Source organism: Paraeggerthella sp. (genome assembly GCF_048427265.1).
Taxonomy (GTDB): domain Bacteria; phylum Actinomycetota; class Coriobacteriia; order Coriobacteriales; family Eggerthellaceae; genus Paraeggerthella; species Paraeggerthella hominis.
Genome location: NZ_DBFOSR010000002.1, coordinates 1 through 16,083 on the forward strand (window position 1 = coordinate 1; position 16,083 = coordinate 16,083).

Consider the following 16,083-nt stretch of genomic DNA (forward strand, 5'->3'; position numbering starts at 1 on the left):
CGCCGATAAAGATTCCGTGCGCGACGGCGAGGACGCGCTGGCTGTATCGGGTCGGTTCTTCGGGATTGCGGCTCTGGGCGATGGCCAAGATGATGCGGTTGCCGATGATCTGGTGGTTTCGCGCCGGGTTACGTCGGACGGTCGGTCGCGCGTGAGCATCGACGGGCGCATGGCCAGCGTCGGGGAGCTTGCGCGCGTGGTCGCGCCCACGATAGACCTGTGCGGACAGCACGAGCATCAACGGCTCATGCGCCCCGTCAGCCATGTTCGCATGCTCGATGCGTGGGCGGGCGAAGCCGTGGCGGACGCGCTTGCCGCGTACGAAGCTGCGTTTTCCCAGGCTGACGCCGCGGCGGCTGAGCTTGCTCGCGTTCGCGAGGCGGGGGCTTCGACATCCGCGAAGCTCGATGAAGCACGGTTCGTGCTCCAGCGCATCGACGCGGTGTCGCCGCGCGAGGGGGAGTATGAAGAGCTGGCGGCCGATTTGGCAAGAGTGGAGCATGCCGAGGCATTGGCAATGGCGGCAAATGCGGCTCACGGAGCATTGGCGAGCGAAGGCGGGGCCGTCGACGCGCTCGGCGTTGCCGTAAGCGCCCTGGATGCCGCTGCCCGTCATGACGGCAAGCTGGGCGAGTACGCCGACGCCTTGCGGGAGGCGGGATACGTCCTGGAAGACATCGCCCGCGAAACGCGCGATTATCGCGACAGCGTGGAGTTCGACCCCGAGGTGCTTTCTCAGCAGCAGGAGCGCATGGCTGCGCTCCAAGGTTTGCTGCGTGCGCACGGCCCGCGTATGGAAGACGTGTTGGCTTGTCGTGAAGAGGCCGCTGACCTGGTGTCTTTGGTGGACGATGCCGCCGATCGGGAGCGCGCGGCCCAGCAGGCCGTCGATCGCGCCGAACAGGCGCTTGCTGATGCGGCGTCTGTCCTGGATGCCGCTCGCGCCGACGCTGCTCCTCGTTTCGCGGCTGCCGTGACGCAGCACATGGGGCGTTTGGAAATGGGTGGAGCGCAACTGGTCTGCTCGATTCAGGCGCTCGATCGAAGCGTTTGGACGAAGACGGGAGCGTCGAGCGTCGAGTTTTTGTTCCGTCCCGGTTCCGGCATGCAGGCTCGACCGCTGGCTCGCATCGCGTCCGGAGGCGAGGTCAGCCGCGTGATGCTGGCGATCAAGGTGGTCCTGGGCGAATCCGACGACGTTGATACGCTTGTGTTCGACGAGGTGGATGCCGGCGTGGGCGGGTCGACGGCGGTGGCTTTGGCCGATGTGCTGGCCGACCTTGCTCGCACGCACCAGGTGCTCGTGGTGACGCATCTTGCCCAAGTGGCCGTGCGCGGCCATGCTCATTACGTGGTTCGGAAGGTCGACGGCGCATCCGGCATGCCCGAGACCGAGTTGCGTCGCCTTTCGGCGCAGGATCGTCCGGCCGAGATCGCGCGCATGCTGTCGGGCGATGCTACGGACGCCTCGCTTGCCCATGCGCGCGAGATGATCGAAGCCGTTCAGGGATAGCTCTCGAAAAACGTGTTAGCGAAAAGCGCGCGCAAGTCCCCGCGAAGGTTGCGCGCGCTTTTGTTGGATTCGCCTCTCTCCTAAAACTTTGCATTGCTCGTGGAAATTTTCGGGGGGGGGGGGGGGGGATTTCCTTCTTTGCCCTGTGCTAGGATTGCCTCGGGTTCTTTCGCCGTTCGTCGCGAAACCCTTTATGATTTCAAGGGGAGAGACCAGCTACACGTACGCGTTCGCGCTTTGCGGTCTGGTGATTTGAAGGTTGGGGCGATGGCTGACCAGGCGTTTGATTTGCTTACGAAGGCAAGGAGCTTCATCGATGCCTGCTTTGGGCGGTGCGATGAGGCTGCTGCGAACGCCTATGTGACGGATTCCTTTTCGATGTGCGGTTTTGAAACGTCGGCCGCTTCGGGCGAATTGCGTGCGCATCGTGCGCTCGAAGAGGTGTGCGGCCTGGTTCGCGCCGCCGATGCCCGGCTGGTCTTTTGCGAGTGCCGTATGGCGCATGCATCTTGCGACCATGCTCTTGCGGTGTCGCGTATTCGCTTGAATGTCCGAAATCGTGCGTATTCGGACGGCTTTTTTCTCGAGCGAGAGCACCAGCTTACGATTGCATTCGTTTTGGTCGAAAATTCCTGGCTTATCGAGCATGTGCATATTTCCGTTTGCGACGGACTTCAGGGGCCGGTGATCGGGCTGCATCGAACGTCGGCGCAATCGATGGAACAGGTGCGGCGCGAGAGCCTTGAGCGCGATCGATACAAGATTGTGGCCGAGCTGACCGATGATGTCGTGTTCGAATACGACGTTCTTGAGGACAGGCTCACCTTGGCGAGCGCTTGCTTCGACCGGGACCGGGGCATGGTGCGCGATCGTCTTGTTATTGAGCAGTACGGTGGTTCCGTTCGCGAAGAAGAGTTCGTGCATCCTGATGATCTGGGACGATATCGTTCTGATCGCAGTATGCTGGAACTGCCCGGCGGCGCTCCCGGATGGGAGGAGCGGCCTTACTCGCTTGAATACCGGCTGCGTCCCTGCGGTGGCGACGGGTCTTTCGTCGAGGCTGATTCGTATGCGCATCGGCGCGTGGTCGGTCGACGCTTTTTGGGGTCGGACGGTCGTCCTGTCAAGCACGTCGGAAAGATCATGGACGTAACCGAAGAGGTCAAACTGGTGCAGCAGCTTCAGACCGACGCGTTGACCGGAGCATGCAATAGGACGTACCTGCTGTCGCGGCTTGCCGATTTGGCCCGAGCGAAGCAGCCCGACGTCGCTTTCGCCTTCCTTTTGGTTGACGTCGACTGCTTCAAGGCCGTTAACGACAATTTGGGCCATTTGATCGGCGACGATGTGCTGGTGGGGCTCGTTGGCATTGCGAAGCTGCTTTTTCGCGAATCCGACGTTGTTGCCCGATTGGGCGGCGATGAGTTCATGGTGTTCATGGCCGACGTGTACGATCCCGCTATCGTGAGCGAGAAATCAGCTGCGCTTATCGAATATTTCGGCGATCTTACCTGTGCATGCGGTGCTCCGCCGGAAGTCGGTTTGAGCGTGGGGGAGGTTGTTGCGTTCGACGTCCCCTCTTTCGAAGAGGTGTATCGCCGTGCCGATATCGCGCTGTACTGGGCAAAGGCGCATGGGAAAAACTGCGTGGCTCGTTACGAGGACGGTATGGAGTATCCGCCCATGCCCGTGGAGTAAGGCAAGGGGACGAAATGAGCCGGGCTCCGTCCCCTTGCCTTGAAGCGTTAGCGCTGGTGTGATCGCTTCCTGCGGCGAACCGCTGCGCATGCCGCCGTTGCCCCCGCGATAAGGGTGATGCTCAGCACGATGGACGGAAGCAGGCTATCGCCGGTTGATGCCAGTGCCTTCGCGTTCGACGGTGGTTCGGGCAGCGGGGCGGGAGCTGCCGGGTTCTCGGGATTCGTGGGCGCGGGCGTCGGGGGCACAACTACCGGAACGCCGCTTGCCGCAAGGTAGAGCGGACCGGTGACGGCGCTCTTCTTGATAGCTACGACGCCGGTGGCTGCATCGTAGGTGTAGTCCGCGCCTGCGGTCAGTTCTTGTCCGTCGGCGCTCCCCAGGCGCACGCTCACCGAGGCGGGCAGCGTGTAGCCGGTGTCGGCTGCGAGTGTGAAGCGGTTGCTCTCCTGGCTATCCTTTTGATACATTGCGACCAGCTGCTCGGCGCCGGTTTCCGCAAGGGAAAGCCCGGTCAGGCTTGCGCTTACGGGGAAGGTGCACGAGGTGGTCGTTCCGCCTTGAACGTTGATGCCCTGTTCGAAGAGGCCGCCCTCGATCGATCCGCCCGTTCCGTTGGTTACCGGGTTGCTGAAGCAGGGGATGACGGGATCGCCCGCAGCATCACGGCCGTTTTTGATGACGCCTTCGTCGTTCTCCACCTGCCCCTGGAACATGCCTCCGGAAATGGTTCCATCGTTGGAGAGCGAGCCGTTGAACGCTCCTCCCTCGATAGTTCCGAAGTTGTACATTTCCTCCGAGTTGAACGTGCCTCCTGAGATAATGCAGGATTTATTCTTGTCGGCATCGAATCGAGCGTTGCCGTTCTGCACGTAGGCGTTGAACGTGCCCGCTCCTTCAATGGTGCCGCTATTGCTGACGTCGACGTTGAACTCGCCGCCGCCGATCGTTCCGGAGTTGGTCACGCTGTTGCTATAGCCGTGCTCCGACGCATCCGCATCGAACGTGCCGCCGGAGATTGATCCGCCTTCGTCGTTGTTGACGTCCACCGAAAACGCACCACTCTTGATGGACCCGTAGTTATTCACGGTATAGCAAAACGGTTTTGTCCTGGTGATGTCGGCGAACGCGCCTCCTGCGATGGTTCCGTGATTGTCGACTCTTTCCTCGAACGTGCCGTTCTCGATGGTGCCGTAGTTGTCTACGAGCGCGTTGAACTCTCCGCCCGAGATGGTGCCGCCGGGGTTCTTGTTGTTGCCGTTGTGCACCTCGCCGTTGAACGTGCCGTTTTTGATGTTGACGCCCAAGGGGTTTACGGGTCCGTTGAACGTGCCTCCCTCGATAGAACCGCTGCGGAATCCCATCACCAGGCAGTTGAACTCTCCGCCCGTGATGGTGCCGCCGGAGGTGCTCACGTAGGGGCCGTTGGGGTCGTTCGGATTGCTGCCGAACGTGCCGCCTTGGATGGTACCGGCGTTGCCGACGCGCGCGTTGAACGTGCCGCCCTGGATGACGCCGCCCGTTTCGTTGCGCACGGCGAAGCCGCTTCCCTTCGATCCGTTGGCGAAGATACCGTCCACGATGACGCCGCTGTTCCGGACGCGGTTTTCGCCGGAAGCGTCGAACGCGCGGCCCGTGAGCGTGAACGCGTATCCCGCTTGGAGGATGAGCTTGTTGCTCTCGTATGTCCATCCGGTGCCCGATGTGTCCACTGGCGCACCGTTCTCGCCGATCTGGATCGTGACGGGAATGGGCGTTCCGCCCCCTTCGTCAGCAAATGCGACGCTCGGAACGAGCGAGCAGGCCAGAACCAGTGCTGTGACCATAGCGAGCAGGCGTTTTCCCATAAGAACCCCTTTCGGATGCGCTGATCGTTTCATGGTAGCACGAAGGGGTTGGAGCGATGATGGCACTGTAAGTATTTGCGTTATCTTGCGGGCTCTATGGCGTTTGCGCAAACGCCATAGAGCGAACGATGCCGTTGCGATTGCGATTGCAACGGCGGGGCCATTGTCGATCCAAAAACACGTTTTAGCGCCAGAAAACATGTTTTTGGATCGACAATGGCTTTCGCTTCCTTATCCCAAAAGCTAGATCATCCGGTCAGTTTGCTCTTGTTTCGCGGCTTCTTCTCCGCGTTCGGCCAAATACATGCCCATGGTGTGCTGCGTGATGTCGGATCGGTTGATGACGCCGACCACGTGTCCGTCGTCTAGCACGGGCACTTTCTTCAGGTGGTTCTCGCCTAGAACGCGGCAAACCTCGGTCAAGTTGTCGTGGACGTCCACGCCGATGATGCCCTTCGCGCCGATGCTTCGAGCGGACATCGACATAAGGTCGTCGAGCTTCTTCTTGAAGTCGTCCGAATCCGAGCGGATGGTCTGGATGATCATGACCACGGGATCCATGACCATGGCGCTGCGCTTCGACAGGAACCTCATGATGTCGCCGTCCGATATGAACCCGACCGCTTTCCCGCGTTCGTCCACCAGGGGCACGGCGCTGATGTGCTTGTCCACAAGCAGCTGCATGGCCTCGGCTACTGTGGCGGTTTCGGGCAGCGTGTACACCTCGCGCTTCATGATGGACTCAAGCACCGTTCGGCGTACGTTTCCTTTGTCCTGAGCTGCGGTTTCGCCAGGCTTGTTCTTTACCAGGAACACTACCATGATAAACCCTGCCAAGCACATCAAGCTGGCTACGGCGAATGCCATGTCAATGCCGAAGAAGCTGGCCGCGGGCTGTCCCATGTTGGGCGCGCTCATGTTCGTGGCTATGGTAGACGTCGAAATGATGATGGCGGTGCCAAGCGACCCTGCCACCTGGCGCAGCGTGTTGTTCACGGAGGTGCCGTGGTTCACCAGGTCGTTGTCAAGCGCGTTCATGCCCCATGTGGTGATGGGCATGTTCACCAGCGACAGCGAGAACATGCGCACGGTATATATAAGCGTAAGCGTGATGATGCCCATGTCCGGGCCCAAGAACACGAAGCAGAACGAGGTAGCCGTCAGCATGCCCATGCCCACCAGGCTCAACGCGCGCGGCCCGTGCTTATCGAAAAGTCGTCCGGCAATGGGCCCCATGGCTCCCATGATGATGGCGCCGGGCAGCAGCACCAGGCCGGACACCGTAGCGGAGTAGCCCATGAGCGATTGCAAGTAGATGGGCACCAGGATGCCAGCGGCCAGAAGCGCTCCCTGCACCAGCATCCCGATGACGGTTGCCACCAGGAACTTGCGATTGGCCAGCACGCGAACCTGCAGCATGGGATGCTCCATCTTCAGCTGGCGGCGGAAGAACAGCACGAGCGCCGCAACGCCTGCCAAAGTGCCGATGACCGCGCTTACGCTCACGCCGTACGACCCGATGGCGGACAACCCGTAAAGCAGGGCGCCGAAGCCGATGCTCGACAGGATGACGGAGGGGATGTCGAGGGTCACGTTTTTGTTCGTGTCCCCGCCCTTCTGCAACACGAAGGCGGCGATCACGGTCACCAAAACCGAAAGCGCGGTGATGATGTAGAACATGTCGTGCCAGGTGTAGCGGTCGATGATGACGCCGGCAGCGGTGGGGCCGATGGCCGGGCCGAACGCGATCACGATGCCGAACAGGCCCATGGCCGTTCCGCGCTTCTCGATAGGGAACGTCCACATGAGCACGGTCATGACCAGGGGCATGAGAATGCCTGCGCCCGCCGCTTGCACTAAGCGGCCCAGCAGCAGTACCAGAAAGTTGGGTCCCCATCCTGCAAGCGCGCTGCCTGCGGCGAAGATGACCATGGACACAAGGAACAGGCGACGGGTGGTGAACCGGTCGGTCAGAAACGCCGTAATGGGAATCATAATGGCGTTGACCAGGGTGAATCCGGTAGTAAGCCATTGCGCTGTTGCCGCGTCCACGTTCATTTCCGCCATGACCGATGGTAGGGCCGGGGCTACGACCGTCTGGTTCAAAACCGTGACGAACGTGCCGAACACCAATACGGCCAACATAGCGATTTGCTTGCGCGATAGACCCATAAGCTAGTTCCTTCCGATGTGCTTTCCTTGCGTACGATGCATGCGCTCCGCTTCGCGCACGAAGGCGCCTGCAAAACGGGTGCGCGACCCGATCTCGCAGACGCCTTTGCGCGTCGTGAAGCTGATTTACACTCAGTATAAATATTCATTCGGTAGATGAAAAGTGCCTAGCGGCAAAGTTGTGGTACCCTGCACGGAAACGGCACATCGTTGGTGATGGGAGGTTGCGTCCGTCGTGGATGGAGCAGCATCGGAAGGTTTGCGGTACCGCAAGAAACTCAAAGCGCGCCTCGCGGTGGAGCGTGCGGCGTTGGAACTGGTTATCGAGCATGGGTTCGACGGCGTGACCGTGGAGGACATCTGCGCGCGTGCCGAGATATCGAAAAAGACGTTCTTCAACTACTTTTCGTCCAAAGCTTCCGCCGTCATGGGATGGATGGACGCATTCCCCGACGAAGCGCGGATCGTGGAGATCCTTGAAGAGCGTGCACAGACCTGCTACCTTGACGTGCTGGTGGACGTGGTGGGGGCGCGGCTGTCGTCGGGCGCGGACGAATCGGTCATGGAGCTGCGCCGAGAGGCATTGTGCCTGATGCCCCAGCTGTTCTTCCAGGGACAGCGCGACATCCTGGCCGTTCAGCATTCCATCGCGCAGGCGCTGCGTCTTTTGCTGGCGGATCATCCCGAGCGGCGCATGCTCGGAAGCCGGCCGATCGAGGAAGAGGCGCTGGTCGCGTCGTCGACGGCGATCAGCCTTGCGCGCACGCGCGCGATACTGCATGTGCGCGGCGACGACGAGCCCTCCGTCGCTGACACGCGGCGCATGATTGCGAACTACCTGCTGGCAGGGGACGTCGCATCGGCTTGAGGCGTCGCTTGAGCGGAAACCCGACGTGCCTTGCCGCATTCGCTCGGTATACTGAAACGATGCGATGCGCGGCGTGTTGTCGCGCGCGATCGATCACGTTTCGAAAAGAGGCGCCTCATGCATGCTCGTTCCGCCCGCACACTGTTCGACCGACTCGCCGCCGCATTGTGCGCGCTGGCGCTGGCGTTGGGGCTTGTGCCCCTCGCGCCCGCTTCCGCCGTTGCCGAAGAGCATGGAGACGAGCCCGCTGCCGCCTCGGTTGGGGAATTGCTGAATGCCGGCGCGTACCGCGAAGGCGAGGCGCTTGTGGTATATCGCGCCGACGAGGGGCCTGCGCGCTCCCGCTCGCTCGACGCGGCCGACCCGCTTGCCTATGCGGGCTTCTCGGTTGCCGAGTCGTGGGATTTTTCCGGAGCCGGCGCGGCTGCGGCCGTGAGCACGTTCTCGCTTGACGAGAGCACGGGAGAAGGCGCCGACCAGGACGATGCCGCCGTGGTGGCGCGCGTGACGAAGCCGGGTGCAACCACGGCTGCGTTGCTCGAAGAGCTGCGGGCGATGGACGGCGTGCTGGCGGCGGCGCCGAACTACGTGCACGAGAGCATCGGGGCCGTGGAGCCCGACGGATACGAAGCGGGCTTGCCGAGCATTCCCCCGGTTGCGCCGGTTGGCGAAACGCATGCTTCCGAGCAGCCGGTCGTTGCAGGTACCGAGGTGCTTTCGGTGAACGAGGGGACGCAAGCGAGCACGACGAACGATCCGCTGTCCGCTTTGCAGTGGGCGCTCGATAACGACATAGTTTCCGATTCCGGGATCGCGGCAAATTCAGACGTATCGTTTTCCTCGGTGTGCGCGCAGGCAACGCAAGGGGTGGAGAACATCGTTGCCGTACTCGACAGCGGCGTCGATTACGGCAACGAGGACCTGCGTGGTGCGATGTGGGAGAACCCCGGTGATATTCCCGGTGTACCGGGCCGCGCGGGCACGCACGGCTTCGACTTCATCGATGGCGACGACGAGCCGCTTCCGGAAAATAACAGCTTCGAAGAGTCCCACGGCACGCATTGTGCTGGCATCGTGGCGGCGACCAGCGATAATGAGACCGGGATTGCAGGCGTCTCGCCGAAGACGAAGATCATGGCGCTCAGGACGAACGGGGCTTCTACTGGCGGTAACACCTACGACAGCTCTGTGCTGGCCGCGTACGAGTACCTGCTGCATGCGAAGCTGGCAGGCCAGAATGTGGTGGCTGCCAACAACTCATGGAGTGGCGCTATCTCGCCGGTGACGGAGTACGCCATGAACCAGGCCGGTCGCGCGGGAGTGCTTACCGTGTTTGCTGCCGGTAACAACGACGTCGATGCGGGGTCGGTGGACAACAACCGCATAACGTACGGTTTGTCTGGCAGTCCGTATATCCTTTCGGTTGCGGCAACGCTGCCGCAGGGGAAGTACGCGACATGCACCAACTACAACAAATCCATCGTGGACGTGGCGGCTCCTGGCTCGGTCATCCTCTCAACGGTTGCTCGGGGCGCGCAATCGTTCCTGCCTGCTGCGGCGAAGCTGCAGGACAAGGCGGACGGCGCTGCGGGCGTGCGGTCTCTTTACTACCACAACATGACCGACTTCGCGCAGGCTGATAGCGGCGCCCACCTTGTCCTTTACGGCCAAGACAGGATGCCCGCAGCTGATCAGAGCAGGCTTTCGGCGTCGACGGGCTCGGGCCTCGATGGAAGACGTGCGCTCAAAATCACCGTCGACGGCATGACCAAGTACGAGGGAGCCGCTGTCACCTGGCGCATTGCCAATCCCTTCCGCGACATGTCTTGGGAAAGGGCCCGGGAGGTGCGCGTGTCCGCCCTGCCGGGGCTTTCGGCTTTTGCGGGGGGTGGAGACGGGGAGCCGATGGTTTTCGCCGCGGCCTCCGTGATCGACGAACGCGGCAACGCCCTGACCAGTGGCGAGGCATCCTATGGCTCGTTCGACAATCAGAGCCTGGGGTACGCGCGTTTCACGGATGAAGAGTCGTTCAACCGCATCAAGGATCAGGACACGGTGCGCGTGGGCGTCGACCTGCTCTTGCTCACGGATACTTCAGGTGAAGGATCGACTTCCCTTACCGTCACCGATTTCGGCATGGGGTTCGTTGTCGACGATCAGGCATACGACTATCGCTCCGGCACGTCCATGGCGTGTCCGCTCGTGGCGGGGGCCATCGGCTTGCTGGCGTCGCTTCATCCTGAGGATTCGGCGCTCGACCTGCGTGGTCGCATCGTCGGCGGCACGAAGGCGAGCAATCTAGCAAGCGACCAGGTCAAGCAGACGGCTTCGAACGGCACGCTCGATCTGTCGGTGGCGAACGGGGATGCCGTGAACCCGAACACGTGGGACGCCCGCGAGGGGGTTGACGCACAAGGTTCGCCAGCGCTGGTGATAGAGGGGTATGCCCTTGACCGGGCCACGCAGCTTGCCATCGACGGTGTTGCCGTGGATGGAGACCGTTGGGAGGCATCCGCCGACGGCTCGCACGTGGTCGTTCGCGACGCATCGCTGCTCGACGGCGCCCGGCACAGCGTGGTGGTGGGGGATGGCGCGGCCAAGCATCAGGCCGTCTATACGTTCCCGAAAGCCGAGCAGCGCCTTTCCTTCGAGCGAGTGGCCGACTTGCCCGACCCGGGGATTCCCGGCGAGGCCGGGTTCGACTCGGGCTTGTTGATTGCTGCGTCCGACCGGCTGTTCTGCCTCGACTCAAAGGGGCGTTACCTGTACTCGTACGATCCCGATAGCGCGGACGGGTGGACGGCGTGCGCGCCGCCGAGCGGAGCGGGGTTTGACGGGTCGTACTTCCGTGCAAACGGCGCTGCCGCCTACGCCGATGGAAAGCTGTACCTCACGGTGCTCCACGATGGGGAAACGGGCGACCCCGAAAAGCCGTATGTGCTGTTCTTGGGCATGGTTTCCTACGATATAGCAGCCGACGCCTGGAGCGACGAGGTGGTCGATTTCCTATCGTCGGATCCCGGTGGCGCCGGCAGGCATTTTGCGCCGGTTGGCTTGGCCTCGTGCGACGGTCTCATCTACGTTAGCGTTAATTCCCGGATGCAACGACATGTCGTAGAGTACGACCCCGCAACGGGCGACGGGGGAGTTGTCGACATCGCCGCGGCCAATCCTGCAGGGATGTTCGGCTCGCTTGCGTCCGGGCGCACGGCGCCGCTTGTTGCGATAGGGGACCAGGTGCGCTTCGTCGGCTTCGTTCCGGAGGGGGACGGCTACGCGATGGCCCTGGGAACGTTCGACGGTGAAACGTTCGGCATTGTGGAGCCGGGCGCAGATGCGCCGAGGTTCGGTTCCGACGAACTCGATGCGCTGGAAGGGTACGCGCGACAGGCTGCAGCTGCAACGGGAGATTCGATCGTGTTCACAGGGGCGTCGGCCGACGGCCTGGGCGATACCTATGCGGTCGATGCGGCTACCGGTGCGTGGCGCTCGCTTGGCGTGAAGGCTCCGGGCGACGGATCGGCGGCGGTTGCCACGGCATGCTTCTACCGGGGCGAGTACTACGTGTTGGCTGCAAGCGAGGGCCCGGATGGCCGGCCGACCACGTCGCTGTACCGCTTGCCCGATGAAGTGGAGTTGATGCCGAACGATCACGTGGCCAGCGCTCAAGCTGCCGAAGGCGGCAAGGTGAAGGTATCGTACGATGCATTGGCCGCGCCCGCGGCGCGCACGGCGGGCGGAGCTGCGGGATCCGCCGCATCCGCGCGCGTGGAACACGTTGCTCTAGGCGATGCCGTCACTTGGACGGCCGTGCCCGACGAGGGCTACGCGTTTGCCGGATGGTACGGCCAAGACGGCGCACTCGTTGACGAAGAGGCCGTTCATCGGCAGCCTGTGACGGCCGATGTGTCTCTGATCGCTCGGTTCGTCGCCGTCGAGCCTGGCCCTGGCCCCGGCCCTGGTCCTGCGCCGGGCGGTGGCTCCGAGCCGACGCTGCCGACGACGCCGCAGGCGCAGCCCGACCCGAAGCCGCTCGTGTCAACCGGCGATGGGGCGTTTGCTGCGGAGGCGGTCGTGGTGCTTTCGGCAGCGGGGTTAGTTTGCGCTCTGACGCTCGCCGTGCGACGGCGCCGCGTCGGGCGCTAAAAGCAGAGGCGGTTGGCGCGGTGCGCTCGCCGACGTGCGGCGCCAGGGTTCGGAAGCGGGTTTTTGGAAATCGGGCGCAAATCGGGGTCTGTGACAATTTCTCGTGCGAAAACGAAGCGGTGCGGTGGCGTCCCGTTTCGCCGTGCCGATGTCGACGTTCGCAATCCCGTTTTGTCCCTGATTTCGAAAACCGCTTGACACCTTTCTCTAACGTTATGCTATAGTTTGCGCCACAACTGAATACCTTGAAACCGATGAGGCGAAGATCAAGCCATCATGAGCACTCACAGAGAGCGGGCGCAGCTGAGATTCCCGCAGTAAGCTGGATGGTAAATGGATCGCCGAGGGAAAGGGGAAAGGAAGGCTTGCCGCAAACGGCTCGGCCGACCGAGTATCCGGACCGTGAGCCTGCGTTAAAGGCAGAGCATGTGATGGCATGTTCATGAGAGGGCCTCGAAACCGAGGTCAATAAAGGTGGCACCGCAGGTTGAAGACCTGTCCTTTATTCGTAAAGGACAGGTCTTTTTTTGTGCGCGGCGCATCAGGAAAGGAAGCGGGATGAAGCAGCATGTGAAGCAGGGAGCAACGGTTGCAGCGGCGGTGCCGAAGGGCCGGTTGCGCGAAATGCCGGCTCCGAAGAAGAAGGCGGGCCTGACGACGCAGGATCTTATCCTGATCGCCGTGCTGCTTGCGGCGGGCGCGGTGCTGAAGTTGACGGTGGGCAGCGTGCTGACGTTCGCGGGCATGAAGCCCAACTTCATCATTGCCATGTACTGCCTGGCCATCGCGCTTACGCGGCCAAAGCCCTCGCAAGCGCTGGTGGTGGGGTTGCTGGCGGGCCTTATCTGCCAGATTCCCCTGCTGAGCGCAACGCCTTGGCTGAACATCCCCTCCGAGGCGCTGGGCGCTCTGACCATGGGGTTGCTGGTGCTCATTCCCATGAAGGTGGGCCGCCTCAACGTGGGAACCGCGGTCGCGGCGTTCGTGTCCACGGTGGTGTCGGGCTACACGTTCGTGCTGCTGCTGGCCGCCATGAACGGCATCGATCTGGTGGTGGCCGTGGCCAGCTACGCGATCATGGTGTTCGGTACGGCGGCGTTCAACGCGGTGCTCGTGCAGATCCTGGTCCTTCCCCTGCAAAAAGTCCTGAAGAAATAGCCTGGATCCAGGTTGAGAAGATAAAGGAATCCCCATCATGATAGAGCTACGAGATTTCAGTTTCCGCTATCGAGAGGGCACCGCCCCCACGGTCCTCGACGTGAACCTGACCATCCCCGACGGTGCGTTCGTGGGCATTACGGGCGCGGCGGGGTCGGGCAAGTCCACGCTCACGTACGCGCTGAACGGCATCATTCCGCATTGCTACCCCGGCGACTTCTACGGCGAAGTGCTCATCGACGGGCTGGATACGGTGGACACCGACCTGACCGAGCTATCGCGCCTGGTGGGAAGCGTGTGCCAGGATATCGACAGTCAGATGGTGTCGTCGGTGGTGGAAGACGAAATGCTGTACGGGCTTGAGAATTTCGGCGTTCCCCGCGACCAGATCGAGCTTCGCATGACCGAGGCGCTTGGGGCGATGGGCATCTCGTCTCTGCGCGATCGCGTGATCTCCACGCTTTCCGGCGGGCAGAAGCAGAAGGTGGCCATCGCTTCCATTCTGGCGCTCAGGCCGCGCGTGCTGGTTTTGGACGAGCCGACGGCCGAGTTGGATCCGGCCAGCTCCCTTGCCGTGTTCGACCTGTTGGCGCGCTATGCGTCCGAGCACGGCACCACCGTGGTGGTGGTCGAGCAGAAGATCGCGCTTCTGTCCGAATACGCCGACCTGCTGGTCATCATGGACGAAGGATCCGTGCGGTTCGCCGCGCCGCCTGCCGACGTGCTCGAGCACAGCGACGAGCTGCTGGCCATAGGCGTGAACTGCCCGCGTTCGACCTCGCTTATGAATCGGCTGCGCAAAGACGGCCTGTACGACGGGGCGCTCTGCCGCAACGTGGAGCAAGCGGCCGCAGCGCTAGCCGAGCTGCTGCCAAGGACGGATTCGGAACCGGTTGCTGAAAAGGAGGCGACGGCATGATCGAGTTTCGCAATGTGCATGCGTCGTACGATGAGACGCTGCCTATTCTCAAGGGCGTGAGTTTTTCTATCCGAGAAGGCGAGTTCGTGGCGTTTGCCGGAACGAACGGCGCGGGCAAGTCGACCACGATGCGCCTGATGAACGGGCTGCTGAAGCCCGATGCAGGAGAAGTGCTCATCGACGGCGCGCCCACGACGGACCTCAAGACCAGCCAGCTTGCGCGTACCGTGGGCTTCCTGTTCCAGAACCCCGACCGTCAGATATGTTCGGGAACGGTGCGCGACGAGCTGCTGTTCGGCTTCAAGGCGCTGGGGGAGGACGGCCCTGCCGCGCAAGAGCGCGTCGACGAGGCGATGGACGCGTTCGGCTTTCATGCCGACGACGATCCGTTCTTGCTGAATCGCGGCGCTCGCCAGCTGCTGGCGCTCGCGTCGGTGATCGTGCTCAAGCCGCGGGTGCTGGTTTTGGACGAGCCCACGACGGGCTTGGACTATCGCGAGTGCGTGAAGGTGATGGAAGCCGTGCGCGACCTGCACGAACGCGGCGCTACGGTGATCATGGTGTGCCACGACATGGAGGTGGTGGCCGATTACGCCGAGCGCGTGATCGTGATGAGCGATGGGCGCGTGGTCGACGACGGCCCCACGTTCGACGTGCTGCGCAACCGGGCCACGCTTGAGCGGGCGTCGCTCGTGCCGCCCCAGGTGACGGCGGTGTCCTTGGACTTGGCGGATCGTCGCAAGGACTTGGCTGCCGTTGCCGTGGCGCGCGCCAACACGTTGGATGAGATGGAGGCCGCGGTGGTGGCGCTGGCGGGCGCTGCCGGAAACCTCGCGATCGGCGCTGCGACGGCGGAAGGGAGCCGATGATGGGCGGTTTTTTGGAGTTCGTGCCGGGGGACAGCTTTCTGCATCGTATGAACCCCGTGGCGAAGCTGGCATGCGCGCTTTTGGTGTCGGTGGCGTGCTTCTGCACGGGGAACCTGGTGTTCTTGGTTGCAGTTCTTGTATTTGACCTGGTGTTAGCCGCTTCGTGCGGCATGCTTCGCCCGGCGCTCGGCTTGGCCAAGGCGGTGTTTTTCTTCTCGCTTATCCTGGCCGTTATCCAGGTGCTCACCACGTCGACGGGCGCGGTCGTGCTGCCGCTGCCGTGGGGCTACGTTGGAACCGACGGGCTGATGGCGGCGCTGACCACCATCGTGCGGCTTATCGCCGCAGCGGTTCCCTTGTTCCTGGTCCTGTACGTAACGAAGCTCACCGATCTGTCGAATGCGGTGGTGAAGGTCCTGCGCGTTCCGTATCGCTATGCGTTCACGTTCACCTCGACCATTCATTTCATTCCGGTGTTCATGAACGACATGAAGGGCATCATGGAGGCGCAGACGGCGCGCGGCGTGGAGTTCGACGCCGGGGGCATCGTCAAGAAAGTGCGCCTTATGGTTCCGCTGTGCGTGCCTTTGCTGGTGTCGTCGGTGCGCAAGACGAACAGCTCCGCCATTGCGGCCGAGGTGCGCGGCTTCAACCTGCGCACGGTGGCCAGCGGATACAAGGAGTACCCCTTTGCGGGAAGGGATGCAGCCGCGCTGGCGGTGTGCGCGGCTTTGGTGGCGAGCGCTTTGGCGCTGGGCATTGTTTGGTAGCCGGATCGCACGCGGCGCATCCGAGAGCGCGGCGCTTGGCAAGGCCGCCGTATTCGGCAAGGCTTCCGTTTCGTTGCGATCTTGCGGAGCGTACCGCAAGATCGTCGGCTTCTGGTACCATGG

The 16,083-nt window shown here is 62.5% G+C and carries 11 protein-coding genes; 8 read left to right on the forward strand and 3 right to left on the reverse strand.

Going from position 1 to position 16,083, the window contains the following annotated elements; all coding sequences use genetic code 11:
• A partial coding sequence (locus tag ACMNI9_RS00030) for a DNA repair protein RecN (protein ID WP_418830128.1) occupies positions 1-1,513 on the forward strand: 1,513 nt, incomplete at its 5' end.
• A gap of 216 nt (positions 1,514-1,729) precedes the next feature.
• On the opposite strand, the gene ACMNI9_RS00035 is transcribed toward ACMNI9_RS00030, so the two are convergent.
• Positions 1,730-2,161 (reverse strand): hypothetical protein, encoded by a 432-nt coding sequence (locus tag ACMNI9_RS00035; protein ID WP_216529081.1) that lies wholly within the window; start codon positions 2,159-2,161, stop codon positions 1,730-1,732.
• A gap of 69 nt (positions 2,162-2,230) precedes the next feature.
• On the opposite strand from ACMNI9_RS00035, the gene ACMNI9_RS00040 reads away from it, so the two are divergent.
• Positions 2,231-3,211: a sensor domain-containing diguanylate cyclase gene (locus tag ACMNI9_RS00040; RefSeq protein WP_216529082.1), complete on the forward strand. Its 981-nt coding sequence runs from the start codon at positions 2,231-2,233 to the stop codon at positions 3,209-3,211.
• Between the two features lie 47 nt (positions 3,212-3,258).
• On the opposite strand, the gene ACMNI9_RS00045 is transcribed toward ACMNI9_RS00040, so the two are convergent.
• Positions 3,259-5,058, reverse strand: coding sequence for a hypothetical protein (locus ACMNI9_RS00045; RefSeq protein WP_418830131.1), 1,800 nt, complete (start codon positions 5,056-5,058; stop codon positions 3,259-3,261).
• 243 nt (positions 5,059-5,301) lie between these two features.
• The gene (locus ACMNI9_RS00050) at positions 5,302-7,230 is read right to left on the reverse strand and encodes an MDR family MFS transporter (RefSeq protein WP_216529084.1); all 1,929 of its coding nucleotides are present in this window, start codon (positions 7,228-7,230) and stop codon (positions 5,302-5,304) included.
• Positions 7,231-7,465: 235 nt separating this feature from the next.
• Here ACMNI9_RS00050 and ACMNI9_RS00055 point away from each other — a divergent pair, with 235 nt between their 5' ends.
• The 6 genes from ACMNI9_RS00055 (at position 7,466) to ACMNI9_RS00080 (ending at position 15,960) form a co-directional block, all read left to right on the forward strand.
• Entirely contained in the window at positions 7,466-8,098 is a 633-nt protein-coding gene (locus ACMNI9_RS00055; protein WP_418830133.1) for a TetR family transcriptional regulator, read from the forward strand.
• Positions 8,099-8,215: 117 nt separating this feature from the next.
• Entirely contained in the window at positions 8,216-12,244 is a 4,029-nt protein-coding gene (locus ACMNI9_RS00060; RefSeq protein WP_418830135.1) for a S8 family serine peptidase, read from the forward strand.
• 558 nt (positions 12,245-12,802) lie between these two features.
• Entirely contained in the window at positions 12,803-13,402 is a 600-nt protein-coding gene (locus ACMNI9_RS00065) for a hypothetical protein (RefSeq protein WP_225748703.1), read from the forward strand.
• A gap of 37 nt (positions 13,403-13,439) precedes the next feature.
• Complete coding sequence (locus tag ACMNI9_RS00070; RefSeq protein ID WP_225748704.1) at positions 13,440-14,321, forward strand: energy-coupling factor ABC transporter ATP-binding protein; 882 nt, start codon at positions 13,440-13,442, stop codon at positions 14,319-14,321.
• Positions 14,318-15,190, forward strand: coding sequence for an energy-coupling factor ABC transporter ATP-binding protein (locus ACMNI9_RS00075; RefSeq protein WP_225748705.1), 873 nt, complete (start codon positions 14,318-14,320; stop codon positions 15,188-15,190). The genes ACMNI9_RS00070 and ACMNI9_RS00075 overlap by 4 nt, the downstream gene beginning before the upstream one ends.
• Positions 15,187-15,960 carry an energy-coupling factor transporter transmembrane component T family protein gene (locus ACMNI9_RS00080; RefSeq protein WP_418830139.1) on the forward strand — a complete coding sequence of 258 codons (774 nt, stop codon included), beginning with the start codon at positions 15,187-15,189 and terminating at the stop codon, positions 15,958-15,960. The genes ACMNI9_RS00075 and ACMNI9_RS00080 overlap by 4 nt, the downstream gene beginning before the upstream one ends.
• The last annotated feature ends 123 nt before the right edge of the window (positions 15,961-16,083 follow it).